Source organism: Allobosea sp. BE125 (assembly GCF_031456075.1).
GTDB lineage: Bacteria > Pseudomonadota > Alphaproteobacteria > Rhizobiales > Beijerinckiaceae > Allobosea.
On the sequence record NZ_JAVDTY010000001.1, the window covers coordinates 847614 to 865156 of the forward strand.

Annotated in this window: 17 protein-coding genes; 10 read left to right on the plus strand and 7 right to left on the minus strand. The window is 65.6% G+C overall.

The features are described 5' to 3' along the window. Positions 1 to 27: 27 nt before the first annotated feature. Together J2Y55_RS03955 and J2Y55_RS03960 are read left to right on the plus strand one after the other, a co-directional pair. Positions 28 to 1446: a mannose-1-phosphate guanylyltransferase/mannose-6-phosphate isomerase gene (locus J2Y55_RS03955; RefSeq protein WP_310147806.1), complete on the plus strand. Its 1419-nt coding sequence runs from the start codon at positions 28 to 30 to the stop codon at positions 1444 to 1446. Between the two features lie 69 nt (positions 1447 to 1515). Beyond that, positions 1516 to 2265 carry an aspartate/glutamate racemase family protein gene (locus J2Y55_RS03960; protein WP_310147809.1) on the plus strand — a complete coding sequence of 250 codons (750 nt, stop codon included), beginning with the start codon at positions 1516 to 1518 and terminating at the stop codon, positions 2263 to 2265. Positions 2266 to 2321: 56 nt separating this feature from the next. Here J2Y55_RS03960 and J2Y55_RS03965 read toward each other — a convergent pair whose 3' ends face one another. The 3 genes from J2Y55_RS03965 to J2Y55_RS03975 all read right to left on the minus strand — a co-directional run bounded on the left by J2Y55_RS03965 (position 2322) and on the right by J2Y55_RS03975 (position 4533). Then, complete coding sequence (locus tag J2Y55_RS03965; protein WP_310147812.1) at positions 2322 to 3239, minus strand: 3-hydroxyacyl-CoA dehydrogenase NAD-binding domain-containing protein; 918 nt, start codon at positions 3237 to 3239, stop codon at positions 2322 to 2324. Between the two features lie 7 nt (positions 3240 to 3246). Continuing rightward, a complete protein-coding gene (locus tag J2Y55_RS03970; RefSeq protein WP_310147814.1) occupies positions 3247 to 4221 on the minus strand; it encodes a Bug family tripartite tricarboxylate transporter substrate binding protein in 975 nt (324 codons plus the stop codon). A gap of 63 nt (positions 4222 to 4284) precedes the next feature. Continuing rightward, the gene (locus J2Y55_RS03975) at positions 4285 to 4533 is read right to left on the minus strand and encodes a hypothetical protein (RefSeq protein WP_310147817.1); all 249 of its coding nucleotides are present in this window, start codon (positions 4531 to 4533) and stop codon (positions 4285 to 4287) included. A gap of 144 nt (positions 4534 to 4677) precedes the next feature. Between J2Y55_RS03975 and J2Y55_RS03980 the strand changes: the two genes are divergently transcribed. The 4 genes from J2Y55_RS03980 (at position 4678) to J2Y55_RS03995 (ending at position 7855) form a co-directional block, all read left to right on the plus strand. Further along, positions 4678 to 5619, plus strand: a complete 942-nt coding sequence (locus tag J2Y55_RS03980) for a transporter substrate-binding domain-containing protein (RefSeq protein ID WP_310147819.1) — start codon at positions 4678 to 4680, stop codon at positions 5617 to 5619. A gap of 85 nt (positions 5620 to 5704) precedes the next feature. Next, positions 5705 to 6370 (plus strand): amino acid ABC transporter permease, encoded by a 666-nt coding sequence (locus J2Y55_RS03985; RefSeq protein WP_310148697.1) that lies wholly within the window; start codon positions 5705 to 5707, stop codon positions 6368 to 6370. Between the two features lie 7 nt (positions 6371 to 6377). Beyond that, complete coding sequence (locus J2Y55_RS03990; RefSeq protein WP_310147821.1) at positions 6378 to 7055, plus strand: amino acid ABC transporter permease; 678 nt, start codon at positions 6378 to 6380, stop codon at positions 7053 to 7055. Positions 7056 to 7069: 14 nt separating this feature from the next. After that, positions 7070 to 7855, plus strand: a complete 786-nt coding sequence (locus J2Y55_RS03995; RefSeq protein WP_310147825.1) for an amino acid ABC transporter ATP-binding protein — start codon at positions 7070 to 7072, stop codon at positions 7853 to 7855. Between the two features lie 18 nt (positions 7856 to 7873). Here J2Y55_RS03995 and araD read toward each other — a convergent pair whose 3' ends face one another. The 3 genes from araD to J2Y55_RS04010 all read right to left on the minus strand — a co-directional run bounded on the left by araD (position 7874) and on the right by J2Y55_RS04010 (position 11380). After that, complete coding sequence (araD, locus tag J2Y55_RS04000) at positions 7874 to 9607, minus strand: L-arabinonate dehydratase (protein ID WP_310147829.1); 1734 nt, start codon at positions 9605 to 9607, stop codon at positions 7874 to 7876. Positions 9608 to 9753: 146 nt separating this feature from the next. Then, positions 9754 to 10671 carry a dihydrodipicolinate synthase family protein gene (locus J2Y55_RS04005; RefSeq protein ID WP_310147833.1) on the minus strand — a complete coding sequence of 306 codons (918 nt, stop codon included), beginning with the start codon at positions 10669 to 10671 and terminating at the stop codon, positions 9754 to 9756. Then, positions 10661 to 11380 carry a GntR family transcriptional regulator gene (locus tag J2Y55_RS04010; RefSeq protein WP_310147838.1) on the minus strand — a complete coding sequence of 240 codons (720 nt, stop codon included), beginning with the start codon at positions 11378 to 11380 and terminating at the stop codon, positions 10661 to 10663. Before J2Y55_RS04010 ends, J2Y55_RS04005 begins: the two co-directional genes overlap by 11 nt. Before the next feature lie 225 nt (positions 11381 to 11605). Here J2Y55_RS04010 and J2Y55_RS04015 point away from each other — a divergent pair, with 225 nt between their 5' ends. The 4 genes from J2Y55_RS04015 to J2Y55_RS04030 all read left to right on the plus strand — a co-directional run bounded on the left by J2Y55_RS04015 (position 11606) and on the right by J2Y55_RS04030 (position 16440). Beyond that, the gene (locus J2Y55_RS04015; RefSeq protein WP_310147841.1) at positions 11606 to 12574 is read left to right on the plus strand and encodes a Bug family tripartite tricarboxylate transporter substrate binding protein; all 969 of its coding nucleotides are present in this window, start codon (positions 11606 to 11608) and stop codon (positions 12572 to 12574) included. 161 nt (positions 12575 to 12735) lie between these two features. Beyond that, entirely contained in the window at positions 12736 to 13449 is a 714-nt protein-coding gene (locus J2Y55_RS04020; RefSeq protein ID WP_310147844.1) for a ribonuclease activity regulator RraA, read from the plus strand. 139 nt (positions 13450 to 13588) lie between these two features. Then, on the plus strand, positions 13589 to 14683 hold the full coding sequence (locus J2Y55_RS04025) for an SMP-30/gluconolactonase/LRE family protein (protein WP_310147847.1): 1095 nt from the start codon (positions 13589 to 13591) through the stop codon (positions 14681 to 14683). Positions 14684 to 14886: 203 nt separating this feature from the next. Beyond that, complete coding sequence (locus tag J2Y55_RS04030) at positions 14887 to 16440, plus strand: methyl-accepting chemotaxis protein (protein WP_310147852.1); 1554 nt, start codon at positions 14887 to 14889, stop codon at positions 16438 to 16440. Here the strand turns inward: J2Y55_RS04030 and J2Y55_RS04035 are convergent, their stop codons facing one another. Next, complete coding sequence (locus tag J2Y55_RS04035) at positions 16441 to 17478, minus strand: NAD-dependent epimerase (protein ID WP_310147855.1); 1038 nt, start codon at positions 17476 to 17478, stop codon at positions 16441 to 16443. It abuts the gene before it with no gap. Positions 17479 to 17543: the final 65 nt, after the last annotated feature.

The window sequence follows — 17543 nt, forward strand, 5'->3', positions numbered from 1 at the left end:
ATCCTCATTCAGGTCGACATCAGCATCATGGCTTCAGCGAACATCATACCCTTGATCATGGCTGGTGGTTCCGGGACGCGGCTGTGGCCTTTGTCACGCGATACGATGCCCAAACAGTTCATCGGCCTGCTGGATGAGGGGTTGTCGACCTTCCAGACGACGCTGCTGCGGGTGAAGGGCGCTTCCTTCGACAAGCCCATCGTCGTCACCAATCATGAGTTCCGCTTCGTCGTTGCCGAACAGATGCAGGCGGTCGGCGTCGAAGGCGACATCGTCCTGGAGCCGGAGCGGCGCGATTCCGCTGCCGCCATCGCCGTCGGCGCGCTCCTGGCGAGCAGCCGGGCGGGGGATGCGATCTGCGTCGCGCTGGCGGCCGACCATATCGTCGCCGATGTCGACGGCTTCCGCGCCGATTGCGCCAAGGCTGCAACGCTTGCGGCCTCGGGCCTGATCATGACCTTCGGCATCGTGCCGACGAAGCCCGCGACCGGTTACGGCTATCTCGAGCCCGGCGACGCGCTCGACGTGCCTGGTGCAAGCCGCCTGACTCGCTTCGTCGAGAAACCGGATGCGAAGACGGCGCAGCTTTATGTCGACCAAGGCTTCCTCTGGAACAGCGGCAATTTCGTTTTCGCAGCCGCCGGGATGATCGAGGAGCTCGATCTCTATGCACCGGAGGTGATCGCGGGCGCGCGCGCCGCGCTTGCCGAGGCCAAACGCGACCTCGACTTCCTGCGGCTCGATGCAGCCGGCTTCGCGCGGGCGATGAAGGTCTCGATCGATTACGCCGTGATGGAGAAGACCAAGCATGCCGGCGTGCTTGCGGCGAGCTTCGACTGGTCGGATGTCGGTGCCTGGGACTCGATCTACGAGGTCAAGCCGAAGGACGGGGACGGCAATGTCCTCGAAGGACCGGTGGTCGCGCTCGACACACGCGGCACGCTGGTGCGCAGCGAGGACATCCTGACGACGGTGATCGGGCTCGACGACGCCGTCGTCGTGACGACGCGCGATGCGGTCCTGGTCACGACCAAGGCGCAGGCCGCCAACGTCAAGGCGCTGGTCGAGCAGATGAAGAGCGAAGGCCGGCGCGAGGCGAGCGAGCATCTGCGCATCTACCGGCCCTGGGGCTGGTATCAGCGTATCGATCTCGGGGCGCGGTTCCAGGTCAAGCGCATCAACGTCAAGCCCGGCGGGTTGCTCAGCCTGCAGAAGCATTTCCACCGCGCCGAGCATTGGGTCGTGGTCTCGGGCACCGCCGAGGTCACCCTCGACGGCGCGGTCTCCTATATCCATGAAAACGAGTCGATCTACCTGCCGATCGGCTGCACCCACCGTCTCGCCAACCCCGGCAAGATCCCGCTCGAGCTCATCGAGGTCCAGGTCGGTTCCTATACCGGCGAGGACGACATCGTCCGCATCGAGGATGTCTACGCGAGAACCTGACGCCAGGGGCGGGCAGCGCCTTTGTCGCCGCCCGGAGCCTCCACTATCCAGCCTTTGTGGAATGTCCTGATGACGTCACGAGCCTTTTCGCCGGCAACCGGCCGCATCGCGCGCGGCGGCAAGGCGATCTATGGCGCGCCGCTTGGCATCCTGATGCTGGAGGCGCGCTTCCCCCGCATTCTCGGCGATATGGGCAATGGCGCGACCTGGCCGTTCCCGGTGCTGTATCGCGTGGTGTCCGGTGCTAGCCCCGACAAGGTGGTGATGCAGGGAGCTGCCGGCCTGCTACCGGATTTCATCGACGCCGCCCGGGATCTCGTCCGCGTCGGCGCGGAGGCGATCACGACCAATTGCGGCTTTCTCTCGCTGTTCCAGCGTGAGATCGCGGCTGCTGTCGGCGTTCCCGTCGCGACCTCGTCGCTGATGCAGGTGCCTTGGGTGCAGGCGACGTTGCCGCCGGGCAAGCGCGTCGGGCTGGTCACGGTTTCGGCGGGAACGCTGAGCCCGGCCCATCTCGAAGGGGCTGGCGTGCCGCTCGACGTGCCGGTTACGGGCACCGAGAACGGCCGGGAGTTCTTCCGCGTCCTGATTAAGGCCGAAAAGGACGACATGGATATCGACCTCGCCGAGCGGGATGTGGTCGAAGCCGCACTCGCCCTCATCGCGAAGAACCCGGATGTCGGCGCCATCGTGCTGGAATGCACCAATATGCCGCCCTATGCCGCGGCGGTGCAGGCGGCGACCGGACTACCGGTCTACGACATCTACTCGATGATCACCTGGTTCCACGCAGGATTGCGGCCGCGCGTCTTCGCCTAGCGGCAGGCCGGTCGCAACGACACGTTGCAGTTCACTCCACACCGGGACGAGGCGGGCTATTCGCTGACGAGTTTGCGCGATTTCAACAAGGCAAGCAGGCCCTCGTCGCGGCGAATCTCCAGTTCAGCGATCGAACGGCCGGCGGCTTCTTCCGCGACGCCGGCGATGATCGCGCGCTGGACCTCCTCGCCCAGGCCCGGATTGCCCAGTGCCTGCCAGCGCCGGACCTGGCTTGGGCCGAGATGGGCGAGATAGCCAGCGATGCCGCCTTCGCCGCCGCCGAGATGATAGGTCATATGCGGCCCCATCAGAGCCCAGCGCAGACCGGGGCCGTTACACAAAGCCGCATCGATCTCGGAGACGCTGGCGACGCCCTGCTCGACCAGATGCACCGCCTCGCGGTAGAGCGCCGAGGCCAGCCGGTTGGCGATATGGCCGGGCATTTCGCGGTTCAGGATCACCGGCCGGCGGCCGAGCTCGCGGTAGAAGGCAGCGGCGCGCGCAACCACGGCCTCGTCTTCGCCGACGATTTCGACCAGCGGCACGAGATGCGGCGGGTTGAACGGGTGGGCGACGATGATACGGGCAGGGTTTGCGCAATCGGTGACGATGGCGCTGCGGACCAGCGCCGAAGTGCTGCTGGCAATGATCGCATCCGGCGGGCTGCCGGCATCGATGCGGGCGAGCAGCTCGCGCTTCACGGCCTCGTTCTCGGGACCGTTCTCCTGCACGAATTGGGCACCGGGCAAGGTCGCTGCGAGATCGGCGAAAAAGGCGATGTTGCCGGTGCCGATCAGGCCGAGCTCGGCGAGCTGAGCGCGAGCGCGTTCGACATAGGCGCGAAACTTCGCCTCGGCTTCCGGCGCCGGATCATAGGCGCAGACGTCGAAGCCGTGGGCGGTGGCAAGCGCCGCCCAGCTCGCGCCGATCATGCCGGCGCCGACGATGGCGATACGCTGGATGGTTGCTGTCATCGCGCCCTCATTCCGGCTTGAGCCCGGTCGCCTTGATCACTGCGTTCCATTTCGTCATCTCGCTGTCGATCAGCGCAGCCGCCTCGGCCGGCGTGCCCGGCTTGGGCGTGACGCCCTGGAGCTTCATCGCCTCCAGCGCCCGCGGGCTCCTCAGCGCCTTGCCGATCTCAGTGTTGAGCCTGTCGATGACGGGCTGCGGCGTGCCGGCCGGCGCCAGCACGCCGAACCAGGAGCCGATCTCGAAATCGGCCAGGCCCTGCGAGATCGCGGTCGGATAATCCGGCATGAAGGGTGAGGGCTCGCGGCCGGTCGTCGCGATCGCCTTCAATGAGCCGGCATTCACATGCTGGAGCACGGAGGGGATCGTGTCGAACATCACCTTGACCTGACCGCCGATCATGTCGGTCATCGCCGGGCCGGAGCCGCGATAGGCGACATGGCCGAGCTTGGTGCCGGCCCGCGCATTGAACATCTCGCCCGCCAGATGCTGCGGCGAGCCGTTGCCGGAGGAGGCGTAGTTGAAGTCATCGGGCTTCTCCTTGGCCAGTGCGACCAGCTCGGGGATGGTCTTGGCCTGCACCGAGGGGTGAACGACGAGCGCCAGCCCAACCGTGCCGGCGAGCGTGACCGGCGCGAAATCCTTCTTCAGGTCGAATCCAGGCTTGGCCTGCAGGCCCATATTGATGGAGTGGCTGGTGAGCGCGCCCATCAGCAGAGTGTAGCCATCGGGCTGGGCCCGGGCCACGGCCGCCGCACCGACGCTGCCTGCCGCGCCGGCGCGGTTCTCGACCACGACGCGCTGGCCGATCGTGTGCGAAACCTCCTCGGCGATGACGCGGCCGATGATGTCGGTGGCGCCGCCGGGCGCATAGGGCACGATCAAGGTGATCGGCCGCGTCGGATAGGCTTGGGACAGGGCGGGCGTCATGCCAGCCAAAGCGAGGGCGGCGAGCGTGCCGCCCAGGAAGCTGCGTTTCAACATCGAGCGTTCTCCTCCTGTGGTGAAGCGGGCCGGTTGATCCGGCCTCGTCCGGTTCGGGATGGTTCAGTGGCGGCAGAGATCCTTCACATCGGTCTTGATGGCGGCGATGTCGGCGAAGCGTTCGCCGCGACGACTTCGGCAGATCGCCGGCACCCAGCTCTCCTGTTCGATCCGGGATTTGGTCGGGGCCGCGAAAGCTTCGCAGCAGTTCAGGAGAGGCGAGGAGGAGAGTGGCGTTTCGGGCAAAGGTGACGTCTCGCCTGCGAGCGCAAGGCGGCCCGGAGCCGAGCCGCCTGAATCTGGCCCCAGCATGCCCTGCCGATGTTGCCGGGTCGAGGCCTGGCGGAGCGGAGGGCTGACCTTGCGAAAACCCAGGGGATGGCCCGCTTCTTGCGAAAGCCGATGACGCCGGCCCGTCGAAATCGGCGGCGCGTGCAGAGCGAAATGGAGAGCGAGATGGGCGTTCAGGACGACATTGCTTCCCCACAAGATCCGGCTTCCCCGCAGGATCCGGCTTTGCTGGTCGAACGCCGCAGCCTGTTCGGGCTCGGCCTCGCCGGCGCCGCGATCGGCACCGCCGCAGCCGCCAGCCTGATCGCGCCCTCGGTCGCGCAAGCCCAGACCGTCGCCAAGAGCAAGCTCTACACGATCAAGGAGCGCGGCAAGCTCATCGTCGGCACGGGCAGCACCAACCCGCCCTGGCACTTCCAGGATGCCAGCGGCAAGCTCGTCGGCATGGACATCGACCTGGCCAAGCTCCTGGCGAAGGGCCTGTTCGACGATTACGAGAAGGTCGAGTTCGTGCTCCAGGGCTCGGATGCGCGCATCCCGAGCCTCGTCACAGACAAGGTCGATATCGTGGTGCAATGGATGACCGTGACGGCCGGGCGGGCCCAGCAGGTCGATTTCACCATTCCCTATTATCGCGAAGGCGTCGGTCTGCTGCTGCTGGCGCGCGGCGGCAAGTACAAGAATTATGACGAGCTGAAGGCTGCGGGCAGTGCCGTCACGGTCGGCGGCATGCAGAACGTCTTCTTGGAGGAGTGGATCCACAAGGCCGTGCCGCAGGCCAAGGTCGACGCTTTCGACAGCCCGGATTCGACGATGCAGGCGCTGAACGCCCGGCGCATCGACGCGGCCCTGCAGGACCAGTCGGCCATCCGCTGGCTGATGCAGCAAGCGCCCGGCCGCTTCGTCGATTCCGGCTTCGGCTGGATGCCGAATTCATATGCCTCGGCGGTCAAGCCCGGTGATCCGACTTGGCTGAACTGGGTCAACACGGCCTATAAGGAGGCGATGATGGGCGTCGATTTCGACTATTTCGCCGCCTCCTACAAGAAGTGGTTCGGCATCGAACTGCCGATCCCAAAGGTCGGTTTCCCGCAAGAGTTCGCCTGATGGCATGGCCCCTGCCGGGGCCGGTCGGCATGCGCGCCGGCCGGCACGGCTTCGCGCTGCGGCTCGGACAAGCACTGCCCTTATGATCGACTATCATTTCGACTGGTCCGTCATCGCGCGCAACGCCGACAAGCTGACCGACGCCCTGCTGCTCGGGCTCGGTCTTGCGGTCGTGTCGCTGCTGATCGGCAGCGTGATTGGGCTCTTGGCCGCCTATGCGCGCGTTTCGGGCAAGGCTTGGCTCTCGGCCCCGGTCTGGGCCTATGTCGAGTTCATCCGCTGCACGCCGCTGCTGCTGTTGATCTTCTTCCTCTATTTCGGCCTGCCGGAGTTCGACGTCACCTTTCTCGACAAGACGCAGAGCTTCGTGCTCTCGCTCTCGCTCTATGCCGGCGCCTATATGTGCGAGGTCTTCCGCGCTGGCCTGGCCTCGATACCCAAGCAATATGTCGAGGCGGCCAAGGCGATCGGCCTGCGTCCCTGGCAGCGCCAGGCCTATGTCATCCTGCCCGTGATGTTCCGCATCACCCTGCCGTCGATCGGCAACAACCTGATCTCGCTGTTCAAGGACACCTCGCTGGCGGCCGCGATCGCGGTGCCGGAGCTGACCTTCACGGCGCGGCAGATCAACGCCAACACCTTCCGGGTCATGGAGGTCTGGCTGACCGCGAGCGCGCTCTATCTCGCCAGCGCCTATCTGATCGCCATGATGCTGCGGCTGCTTGAGCGCCGCTACGCATCGATCCGCTGAGGGCGCCATGGATTTTTCGATGGCGCCCGGCACCTTCCTGTTCGAGGCCTGGCAGGCGCGGGCCTCGCTGCTCCAGGGGCTCGGCGTGACGATGCTGAGTTCGGCCCTGAGCATCGTCATCGCGACGGTCTGCGGGCTCGCGATGGGCGTGGCGCTGGCTTATGGCTGGTGGTGGTTGCGGCTGGTCGCGCGGCTCTATGTCGACCTGATGCGCGGTATCCCGCTGCTGGTGCTGATCCTCTTCACCTATTACGGGCTGGCGCTGTTCGGCATCAACGTGCCGGCCTTCTGGGCCGGCGTCATCGCGCTCGGCGCCTTCGCCACCGCCCATGTCGCCGAGAATTTCCGCGGTGCGGTCCAGTCCGTGCCCGCGGGGCAGATGGAGGCGGCCAAGGCGATCGGGCTGACCTTCGGCAAGCGCCTCTCCTATGTCATCCTGCCCCAGGCCGTGCGCCGCATGCTGCCGCCCTGGGTCAACACTGCGCTGGAGATCGTCAAGGGTACGACGCTGCTCTCGATCATCGGCGTGGTCGAGCTGCTGCTGTCGGCCCAGCAGGCGATGGCGCGCAATTACATGATCATCGATTTCTACCTGCTGACCACGGCGCTCTATGTCGCGATCAATTTCACGCTCGCCCAGCTCGGCGCATCGCTGGAGCGGCGGTTCTCCTATCTGCGTTACTGAAGGAACGGCCAACGATGACCGAGCCGGCGCTTCTGCAAGCCCGCGACGTGCGCAAGAGCTTCGGCCAGGTCGAGGTGCTGAAGGGCATCGATCTCACCGTCAGCCAGGGGCAGGTGGTCTCGCTGATCGGGGCCTCGGGATCGGGCAAGACGACCTTCCTGCGCTGCATCAATCTGCTGGAGGAGCATGATGGCGGCGAGATCCTGCTCGATGGCGACCCGGTCGGCTACATCATGGCCGGTGAGCGCCGGAAGCGCCTGAGCGAAACCCGGATCTCGGCGCAGCGCGCCCGGCTCGGCATGGTCTTCCAGCAGTTCAATCTGTTTCCGCATTTGACGGCCGCCGCCAACGTCATGCTCGGACTGACCAAGGTGCAGGGCAAGAGCGATGCCGAGGCGCGCGAGATTGCCCAGCATTGGCTCGGCCGCGTCGGGCTGGCTGATCGCAGCGGGCATTATCCCTATCAATTGTCCGGCGGCCAGCAGCAGCGCGTCGCGATCGCGCGGGCGGTCGCCATGCAGCCGCGGCTGCTGCTGTTCGATGAGGTGACCTCGGCGCTCGATCCCGAGCTCGTCGCGGAGGTCTTGAGCGTGATGCAGGGCCTGGCCGAGTCAGGGATGACGATGCTGCTGGTCAGCCATGAGATGATGTTCGTCCGCGATGTCTCGCACCATGTCGTCTTCCTCGACCAGGGCAAGGTCGCCCAGGCCGGGCCGCCAGGCGAGATCTTCGGCAATCCTGGGAACGACCGGCTCAAGAGCTTCCTTGGCCGCTTTCACGGGCTGTTCGGGCGGGGCTGACGCGGCGCGCAGCCCGCCTCAGTGAATCTCCGGCTCGGGAATCTTCGCCGTGCCTTCGAGATAGTCGAAATCGCAGCCCTTGTCGGCCTGGCGGATATGGGCCGCCGACATCTTGCCGTAGCCGCGCGGATAGTCGCGGTTCGGCGGCGACCAGTTCGCGAGGCGGGCCGCGATCTCGGTGTCGCTCAGATTGACGTTGATGCTGCGCGCCTCGACATCGACGCTGATGGTGTCGCCCGTCCTGACCGCCGCGAGCGGTCCCTTGATATAGGCTTCGGGCGCGACATGGAGCACGCAGGCGCCATAGCTCGTGCCGGACATGCGGGCATCCGAAATGCGCAGCATGTCGCGCACGCCCTGCTTCAGGAGCTTGCGCGGGATCGGCATCATGCCCCATTCCGGCATGCCGGGACCGCCGACGGGGCCGCAATTCTTCAGCACCATGACGTGGTCGGCCGTGACGTCGAGGCTCTCGTCGTTCACCGCCTTCATCATCGCATCGTAGTCCTCGAAGACCAGCGCCGGGCCTGAATGCTTGAGCAGGCGCGGTTCGGCGGCGGAAGGCTTGATGACGCAGCCATCCGGGGCGAGGTTGCCCTTGAGCACGGCGAGGCCATTGGCGGTCGAGACGGCGCGGTCGAGCGGGCGGATGACGTTGTCGTCATAGATCTGGGCCAGCGCGATCGTCTCCGAGATCGGCTTGCCGGTCACCGTCATGGCGTCGGTGTGTAGCTTGCTCTCAAGTTGCTTGAGCAGGGCCGGCAGCCCACCGGCATAGAAGAAATCCTCCATCAGGAATTCGCCCGAGGGTCGCAGATTGGCGATCACCGGCACTGTCCGGGAGAAGGCATCGAAATCGTCGGGCGTCAGCGGTACGCCGGCACGGCCCGCCATGGCGATGAGGTGGATGATGGCGTTGGTCGAGCCCGCCACCGCCATATGCACGGTCAATGCGTTCTCGAAGCTTTTCCGCGTCAGAATCCGGTCGGGCGTCAAATCCTCCCAGACCATCTCGACGATGCGCTTGCCGCTGGCGGCGGCCATGCGCGGATGGGCTGCATCGGCGGCGGGGATGGCTGAGGCGCCGGGCAGCGTCAGGCCCAGCACCTCGGCATGGCTCATCATCGTCGCGGCCGTACCCATCACCATGCAGGTGCCATAGGAGCGGGCGATGCCGCTCTCCATGTCGCGCCATTGATCGTCGGTGATGTTGCCGGCTTCCTTCTCGGCCCAGTATTTCCAGACATCGGCACCCGAACCCAGCACCTTGCCGGCCCAGTTGCCGCGCAGCATCGGGCCGGCCGGGACGAAGATGAAGGGCAGGCCGGCGCTGCAGGCTCCCATGATCAGGGCCGGGGTGGATTTGTCGCAGCCACCCAGCAGCACCGCGCCGTCGAGCGGATGGGAGCGGATCGATTCCTCCGTCTCCATCGCCAGGAAGTTGCGGTAGAGCATCGTCGTCGGCTTCTGGTACTGCTCCGAGACCGACATCACCGGGATCTCGACGGGAAAGCCGCCCGCGGCCCAGACGGCGCGCTTCACCGCTTCGGCGCGGTCGCGCAGATGGGTGTGGCAGGGATTGATCTCGGACCAGGTGTTGAGGATGCCGATGACCGGCTTGCCCATGAACTCGTCATGGCCGAAGCCCATCTGCAGCGCCCGCGAGCGATGGCCGAAGGAGCGCAGGTCGCTCGCGCCGAACCAGCGCTTGCTGCGCAGGGTGTCGGGCGTCTTGCGGGGATGGGACGACATCGGCGTTTCCTTCGAGCGATCTTTTTGTTTGTCGCAGGTATTTACCGTCATGCTCGGGCTTGTCCCGGGCATTCACGTCTTGAACACAGGTCTCGACCAGCGAAGACGTGGATGGTTGCCACAAGGGCGACCATGACGGGGTGGCGCTACTCTGCGGCGGCCTTCGCTGCGCTCCAGCCGGAGACGATGGCGCGCAGTTCGGCCTTCTCCGCGGCGTTCAGCTCCGGCAGGCCAGGCAGGCGGACGGGGCCGACATTCGTGCCGAGCAGGCCGAGCGCTTCCTTGACCACAGTGACGTTGGCGCCGTTGCCGTATTTCGTGCGCAGAGTCTCGAAGCCGGCGATGGCGTCGACCTCGACGCGAGCGGCAGCATAGTCGCCCTTCTCCAGCGCGTGCCAGACGGCAAGCGAGCGCTCCGGCGCGACATTGATCAGGCCGGAGGTGAAACCGCGGGCGCCCAACGCATAGAAGGGCGCAGCCCAACCTTCGGCGAGACCGCAGATCCAGTTGGCGCTGGTCCCCTGCGTCGCGCGCACGCATTCGGAGAGCAGCATCATGTTGTTGGAAGCGAACTTCACGCCGGCGACATTGGCATGGGTCGCGACGCGGACGAGGTCCTTCACGCCGATCGCGTCCGAGCGGATATAGGCGACGACGGGCAACGTCAGCGCCTCGGCGATGGCGATGATGTAGTCGGCCTGCGATTGCGGCGCGGCGAAGGGGTCGAGCGGGTGATGCACCATCACGGCATCGCAGCCCGCAGTCGCAGCGAGCTTGCCGGTCGAGACGGCTTCGCGCAGCGAGCGGCCGATGCCGGCGGTGACCAGCGCCTTGCCGTTGGCGGCCTGTGCTGCGACGGCATGGCTCCTCACGACCTCGTCGGTCGTCATCGGGTAGAACTCGCCGGTGTTGCCGGCCGAGACGATGTTGTGGATGCCGGCTGCCGCGATGCGCGCGACGATCTTGCCCGTCACCACCCAATCGGCCTCACCATCGGCTCCCCAGGCGGTGACATGCACGCCGGAGATACCGCGCAAAGCCTTGCGCACTGTATTATTCGTCATAGGCCAGTCCCTCCGCATCTGCGCCGAACACCTGGCGCACATGGGCTTTCGCCGAGCGCACGATGTGGCGTCTCATCCTCGTCTCGGCGAGCGCCGGATCGCGTCCCGCCAGCGCCTCGAAAATCGATTTATGTTCCTCAAAGCCCTGGGCGCGCTCTGCGGACTCGGAGAGCAGCGCGATGCGCTGGGCGTGATCGTACATGCGCTGGCCGTCGAGCCGGCGCTCAAGATAGGTGCAGCCCGAAATCCGGTGGATCGTGCCGTGATAGGCCTCGTTCAGGGTGACGAGGTCTTCAAGCGCGCTATGCGCCGTCGCATGCTCCATGTCGTCGATCAGGCGGGCCATCTCGGCGATGTCGGTGTCGCTCAGCCGGTTGGCTGCGATATGGGCCATGACACTTTCGAGCGCGGCGCGGCCAAGCGCCATTTCCAGCGCCTGCCGGGCCGAGAACTCGACGAAGACGCCGCGCCGGGCTTCCGTCCGGACCAGGCCCTCGCTTTCCAGCTTGCGGATCGCGTCCTTCACCGGGGTGGTGCTGACGCCGAGCATCTCGGCGAGCTGGCGCTCGTTCAGGCGCTCGCCATTGCGGAAGCGCCCGGCGACGATCGCGCGGCGCAAGCGCTCATGCACATGCTCGCGCAGCGAGCGCAGCAGATGCGGAGCGACGGGCTCGATGGCGATCAATTGCGACATACCGTTCCAGGACATGGCGGTTCCGAGATCATGGTTCGCGGCCGGCGATTCCCCGACGGGGAGTGAGGCCGGCCAAGAGTCCATGGCGGCACCAAACATCACAAACCGCAAGTGCCGGCAAGTCTGAAATTTCAGATTTCAAATCCCGAATGCCGTGCTATGTCACCCTCAAGGCCGAGCCAAGGGCCGCACCGGCGCAACGAGCCGGGATTGGAAAACGCAATGGGAGGATCGCCGACAATGAGACTGACACGCAGGGCCATGATCGCCGCCGCTTGCCTGGCTGCGGCGCCAGCCGCGATGGCTCAGGGAGATTATCCCTCCAGGGTCGTGACGATCGTCGTGCCTTTCGCCGCGGGCGGCACCACCGACATCCTCGGACGTCTGCTGGCCGAAAGGCTGGGCGCGCGGATGAACGGTCGCTTCATCGTCGAGAACCGGGCCGGAGCCGGCGGCAATACCGGCGTCGCCGCCGTCGCACGCTCGGCGCCCGACGGCTACACGCTGACCATGGGCACGGTCTCGACCCATGCGATCAATCCCGGCGTCTACGCTAAGATGCCCTATGACCACATCAAGGATTTTGCGCCGATCTCGCAGGTGGCGAGCGTACCGAACATCCTGATGGTCAATATCGACTTGCCGGCCAAGACTGTGCCGGAGCTGATCGCGCTGTTGAAGGCCAATCCCGGCAAATACTCGTTCGGCTCGTCGGGCGCCGGCACCTCGACGCATATGGCGGCTGAATTGTTCAAGGTCGCCACCGGAACCGACATGGCCCATGTGCCTTATCGTTCCAGCGGGCAAGTGACGCAGGATCTGCTCTCGGGCCAGATCCAGGTCTCGTTCGACAACATCACCATCGCCTGGCCGCATGTCGAGGCCGGCAAGATCCGCGCGCTCGCCACCGCGACGCCGGAGCGGCTGGCTGTGGCCCCGGATTTGCCGGCGCTGGCCGAGTTCATCCCAGGCTATGCCGCGACCTCCTGGCACGGCTTCTTTGCGCCGTCAGGCGTGCCCAAGGAGATCGTCGCCAGGCTTTCCACCGAGGTGCAGGCGATCATGCGCGAGCCCGGCACGATCGAACAGCTGAAGAAGCTCGGCGTCGATCCCGTCGGCTCGACGCAAGAACAGTTCGCCGCCCATATCGCCGCCGAGACCAAGCGCTGGGGCGAGGTGGCGCAGAAGGCGAATGTGAAGATCGAATGATCGAAGGGCCGATCATTCCGCCAGCGCGGCCGCCTGACGTGGCGGTCTGCGCTTCCGGTGCTCACGTACTTGAGTACGCTCCGCTCCGGTTCTCGACGGCCACGCCATCCGTCTCACGCTGACGAAATGCTCGACCCTTCGCTGGAGCCCCGCTCAAGATCATGACGACCCTCACTCCCGAAAACCGCGAGAAGCTGAAGCGCGTCTCGACCGCAACGCTCACCACCGCGCTGTTCAAGCGCGGCTTCCGCAACGTCTTCATCCAGGATGTGCGCCCGCTCGGCCAGAAGTCCGGCTCGATGGTCGGCGAGGCCTTCACGCTGCGCTATATCCCGGCGCGGGAAGACCTCGATCATCTCGGCACATTCGAGGGTACACAGCACCCGCAGCGCCGGGCGGTCGAGGATTGCCCCCCCGGCCATGTCATGGTGATCGACAGCCGCAAGGACCCGCGCGCGGCTTCCGCCGGTGGCATCCTGGTCTCGCGCCTGATGCAGCGCGGCGTCGCCGGCGTCGTCACCGATGGCGGCTTTCGCGATACACCGGAGATCGCCGCCATGGCGATCCCCGCCTATCACAACCGCCCGAGCTCGCCGACCAACCTGATCCGTCACCATGCGCTCGACATCAACGCGCCGATCGCCTGCGGCGATGTCGCGGTCTATCCAGGCGACATCATCGTCGGAGACGGCGAGGGCGTCTGCGTCATCCCCGCCCATCTCGCCAACGAGATCGCGCCTGAGGTGTATGAGCAGACGGCCTATGAGGATTTCGTCGCCGAGCGCGTGCGCGCCGGGCAGGGCATCTTCGGGCTTTATCCCGCCAATGCCGAGACCAAGGCAGAGTTCGCCAAATGGCGGCCGAGCTGGTCCTGAACACTCGCGTCGCCCGCTGCTGACGCGGCGGCGCGCAAGCTTCGGGGCCCTATTCCGCGGAGAAGCCGGCGACGACCGGCTGCCGTCCAGGACTGATTACCGTCCAAGACCATCAACGACAAAAAATCTGGGGGAAACAATGGTTGAAACATCTCGTCGTCATCTGCTCGCGGGCGGCGCTGCCGTCATCGCCGGCTCAGTTCTGGCCCGGCCTGCACTCGCGCAAGGCTTCCCGTTCAAGCCGAACCAGCGCTACCCTGATCCGGCGGTCGAGATCCTCGATCCCAGCTTCGCGAAATACCGGATCTATTCGAGCACCGTGGAGCAACTGGGGACCGGCATGCGCTGGGCCGAGGGGCCGGTCTATTTCCCGCAGGGGCGCTACCTGCTGGTGAGCGACATTCCGAACAACCGGATCATGAAATATGACGAGGTGAAGAACAGCTTCACCGTCTTCCGCGAGAATGCCAACTACGCCAACGGCAATGCCCGCGATCGCCAGGGTCGTCTCGTCACCTGCGAGCATTCGGTGACGCGCCGGATCACCCGCACAGAGAAGAGCGGCAAGATCACCGTGCTGGCCGACAGCTATGAGGGTAAGCGCCTCAACGCGCCCAACGACATCGTCGTCAAATCCGACGATACGATCTGGTTCACCGACCCGCTCTTCGGCATCAGCGGCGAATGGGAAGGCTTCCGCGCCAAGCCGGAGCAGGCGACGACCAACGTCTATCGCATCGGCACCGACGGCAAGCTCATGGCGGTGATCACCGATCTGGTGAACCCGAATGGCCTCGCCTTCTCACCCGACGAGAAGAAGCTCTATGTCGTGGAATGGCGTGGCACGCCCAACCGCAGCATCTGGAGCTACGATATCGACGCGCAGGGCAAGGCCTCGAACAAGACCAAGGTGGTCGATGCCGCTGATTTCGGCGCGCTCGATGGCTTCAGGGTCGACCGCGACGGCAATCTCTGGTGCGGCTATGGCAGCAATGGCGCGCTCAATGCGGACGCGTCCGAGACCGGTGGGCGCAAGGTCTTCTCGTTGAGAGGTAAGTCGGAGGATCTCGACGGCGTCATGGTGTTCAGTCCGGCCGGAAAGCCGCTCGCCTTCATCCGCCTGCCGGAGCGCTGCGCCAATCTGTGCTTCGGCGGCCCCAAGGGCAATCGTCTCTACATGGCGAGCAGCCACTCGCTCTATGCGCTTTACGTCGAGGCTCACGGCGCGGTCTGAGCACCCCCCGGGACCGATGCGGTTGCTGCTCGCCGCCGCACCGGCCTGGCATGCGGCGTGAAGGTGCGACACCGGGCTTGCCCTTGACCTGAACGTCGCCCGGTATCGTTAACCGCCGCTTGATGCCTCTCTGCGAGGGTCGAATCCCCATCGATGCGCGCGGGGGAGGTACGGGCCATGACGATGCGCAAGGCCGTTCGGCCATGACAGAAGTTGCGACCTTGCCTGCGCGCTACAACGCTTGGGTCAATCGCAAACTCGGCATAACCAGGCTCGGCGAGTCCGAGGCGTCGGCGCTTCGCGCGGCGCAGGCGGACATATTCGCGCGCATTATCCCACCCATCCTGATCTCCAATGCGCTCTCGGCGGTCCTCGTGGCGAGCACCGCCATGTTTCATGGCTGGCTGTGGTTTCCGCTGTTGTGGAGTGGGTGGGTCGTATCCACCGGGCTATTCGGCATCCTGCGGATTTCCAGGATCAACGCACGCAAGCGCGACGACGCGCCATCCGTGAAATTCAATGACAGGATCCTGATCGATTCAGCGATGATGGCGGTGCCCTGGCTGGTGATGGCCGTGGTGATCAATCCGACTGCGGTGCCCCAGATGGAGGTGCTGACGGCGACCCTACTGGCAGGGCTGATCTGCGCCGGCACGTTCACCATGGCCAGCATGCCCTCGGCTGCGCTGCTCTTCGTCGGCCTGATCATGACAGCCCGCATTCTCCACATCGCGCTGTCCCCGGTCGATCATATGCTGGAGAACCTCGTTTTTCAGGCGATCTGCGGGTCGGTCATGCTGGTCTCGCTGCGCAGCATGGCGCAACTCTTCATCGATCGCGTCCGCGCCGTCAGCAGTGCGCAGGAGCTCGGGCTGGAAGCGCAGGCCCAGGCGCGGCTCGAGGAGAAGCAGCGCGAGCGCGTGGAGGGACAGGCTGAGGCGTTCCGGCGCGAGATCGGCGCCATCCTGCAGTCGGTTGCCCAATCGGTCGTCCACATGAACGGCGCGGCCGAGCAACTCGTCGCGATCTCCCACAGGTCGCAGGATAAACTCGCGGACGTGCTGACCAAGGTCGGCGATGCCAAGACGGATATCGTCTCGGTCGAGTCCTGCTCTCACCGCCTGACCGAGACGATCTCCCTGATCCGCCACGAGGCCGACCGAACCACGCAGCTGGTGCGGACGGCGGCCTCGGACGTCGCGGCCTCGATCTGTATCAAGACCCAGCTGAAGCAGGCGGTTCACGACATCGGTCAGGTTTCTGACCTGATCCGCGCGATCGCGTCGCAGACCAATATGCTCGCTCTCAACGCCACGATCGAAGCGGCCCGCGCCGGCTTGGCGGGGCGCGGCTTCGCCGTGGTCGCGATCGAGGTGAAGGGGCTGGCTGCCCGCACCGAGGCGGCGACGCAGGAGATTTCAAAGCGCATCGAGGAGGTTCGAGCCGCCACCGAACGCTCGATCGCCGCCGCGATGAACATCAGCGTCTCCACTGATGCGATTGTCGGTGCGACCGGCGGCATCGTTGTCGCAGTGGACCAGCAGTCGGACGCAATCCGCACCATGGTCGAACTGCTGACGCGCGCCGTGCGCGAAGCCGAGCAGGCAGCCGGCGCGATCGATCTCGTCGTTGCCGACGCCGCGCGCACGATGGACCACGGCCAACAGGTTTCCGCGGCGGCTGCGGGTGTCGATGTCTCGGCGACCCGTCTTGGCGAATCCGTCGCCCGATTCTCCCGCGACGTCGTCAGGGGCTGATCAACCGGGTGTCCCGATGCGGTAGAATTCGCGGTACCAGGCAACGAAACGGGCGATGCCGGTCTCGATTGGCGTGTCAGGCCTGAAATCGACCTTTGCCATCAGGGCGGAGACATCGGCGAAGGTCGCGGGCACGTCGCCGGGCTGCATCGGCAGGTGGCGCTTGATCGCGGGCTTGCCGCAGGCCTGCTCGATCGCCGCAATGAAACGGTCGAGCCGCACCGGCGTGTGGTTGCCGATATTGTAGATGCGGTACGGCGCGGCGGCTGTCGCGGGGTCAGGGCGGGCCTGATCGAAAGCGGGATCGGCCTGAGGCGGTGCGGTCACGAGCCGGACGATCGCCTCGCTGACATCGTCGACATAGGTGAAGTCGCGGCTCATCTCGCTTTCGGCGTAAACGTCGATCGGCTGGCCTTCGAGGATCGCCTTGGTGAACTTGAAATAAGCCATGTCCGGCCGACCCCAGGGGCCGTAGACGGTGAAGAAGCGCAGGCCCGTCGCCGGGATGCCGTAGAGATGGGCGTAGGAATGCGCCATCAATTCATTGGCGCGCTTGGTTGCGGCATAGAGCGAGACCGGATGGTCGGCGCCGTCATGCTCGCTGAACGGCGTCTTGGCGTTGGCGCCGTAGACCGAGCTCGACGAGGCATAGATCAGATGGTCGACGGGATTGTGCCGGCAGGCCTCCAGCACCGACAGGAACCCGTCGAGATTGGCGCTGGCATAGGCGCGCGGATTGTCGAGCGAATAGCGCACGCCGGCCTGGGCAGCGAGGTGAATGACGGCGTCGGGCCGGTAAGCCGCGAAAGTCGACAGCAGCCGGTCGTAATCGGCGATATCCAGCGCCTCGAAGGCAAAGCCATTGCGCGGTGTGAGCCGGTCGAGCCGGGCCTGCTTCAGGGCCGGGTCGTAATAAGGCGTGAGGTTGTCGACGCCCAGAACCTCGATACCTTGGGCGAGCAGCGCCTCGGCAACATGGTAGCCGATGAAGCCGGCGGCCCCGGTCAGCAGGATGCGTTGCTGGCGAGTGTTGGTCATCTGGCGACGCGCCGTCCCTTGCCGCGGAGATGGTTGGCAGCGAGCGAGTGTTTCGCCGCCCGCCC

Excerpts from the sequence above, each read along its gene's own strand:
- J2Y55_RS03955 (WP_310147806.1), top strand. The coding sequence starts at position 28 with ATGGCTTCAGCGAACATCATACCCTTGATCATGGCTGGTGGTTCCGGG.
- J2Y55_RS03960 (WP_310147809.1), top strand. The coding sequence starts at position 1,516 with ATGACGTCACGAGCCTTTTCGCCGGCAACCGGCCGCATCGCGCGCGGC.
- J2Y55_RS03965 (WP_310147812.1), bottom strand. The coding sequence starts at position 3,239 with ATGACAGCAACCATCCAGCGTATCGCCATCGTCGGCGCCGGCATGATC.
- J2Y55_RS03970 (WP_310147814.1), bottom strand. The coding sequence starts at position 4,221 with ATGTTGAAACGCAGCTTCCTGGGCGGCACGCTCGCCGCCCTCGCTTTG.
- J2Y55_RS03975 (WP_310147817.1), bottom strand. The coding sequence starts at position 4,533 with ATGCTGGGGCCAGATTCAGGCGGCTCGGCTCCGGGCCGCCTTGCGCTC.
- J2Y55_RS03980 (WP_310147819.1), top strand. The coding sequence starts at position 4,678 with ATGGGCGTTCAGGACGACATTGCTTCCCCACAAGATCCGGCTTCCCCG.
- J2Y55_RS03990 (WP_310147821.1), top strand. The coding sequence starts at position 6,378 with ATGGATTTTTCGATGGCGCCCGGCACCTTCCTGTTCGAGGCCTGGCAG.
- J2Y55_RS03995 (WP_310147825.1), top strand. The coding sequence starts at position 7,070 with ATGACCGAGCCGGCGCTTCTGCAAGCCCGCGACGTGCGCAAGAGCTTC.
- araD (WP_310147829.1), bottom strand. The coding sequence starts at position 9,607 with ATGTCGTCCCATCCCCGCAAGACGCCCGACACCCTGCGCAGCAAGCGC.
- J2Y55_RS04005 (WP_310147833.1), bottom strand. The coding sequence starts at position 10,671 with ATGACGAATAATACAGTGCGCAAGGCTTTGCGCGGTATCTCCGGCGTG.
- J2Y55_RS04010 (WP_310147838.1), bottom strand. The coding sequence starts at position 11,380 with ATGTCCTGGAACGGTATGTCGCAATTGATCGCCATCGAGCCCGTCGCT.
- J2Y55_RS04015 (WP_310147841.1), top strand. The coding sequence starts at position 11,606 with ATGAGACTGACACGCAGGGCCATGATCGCCGCCGCTTGCCTGGCTGCG.
- J2Y55_RS04020 (WP_310147844.1), top strand. The coding sequence starts at position 12,736 with ATGACGACCCTCACTCCCGAAAACCGCGAGAAGCTGAAGCGCGTCTCG.
- J2Y55_RS04025 (WP_310147847.1), top strand. The coding sequence starts at position 13,589 with ATGGTTGAAACATCTCGTCGTCATCTGCTCGCGGGCGGCGCTGCCGTC.
- J2Y55_RS04030 (WP_310147852.1), top strand. The coding sequence starts at position 14,887 with ATGACAGAAGTTGCGACCTTGCCTGCGCGCTACAACGCTTGGGTCAAT.
- J2Y55_RS04035 (WP_310147855.1), bottom strand. The coding sequence starts at position 17,478 with ATGACCAACACTCGCCAGCAACGCATCCTGCTGACCGGGGCCGCCGGC.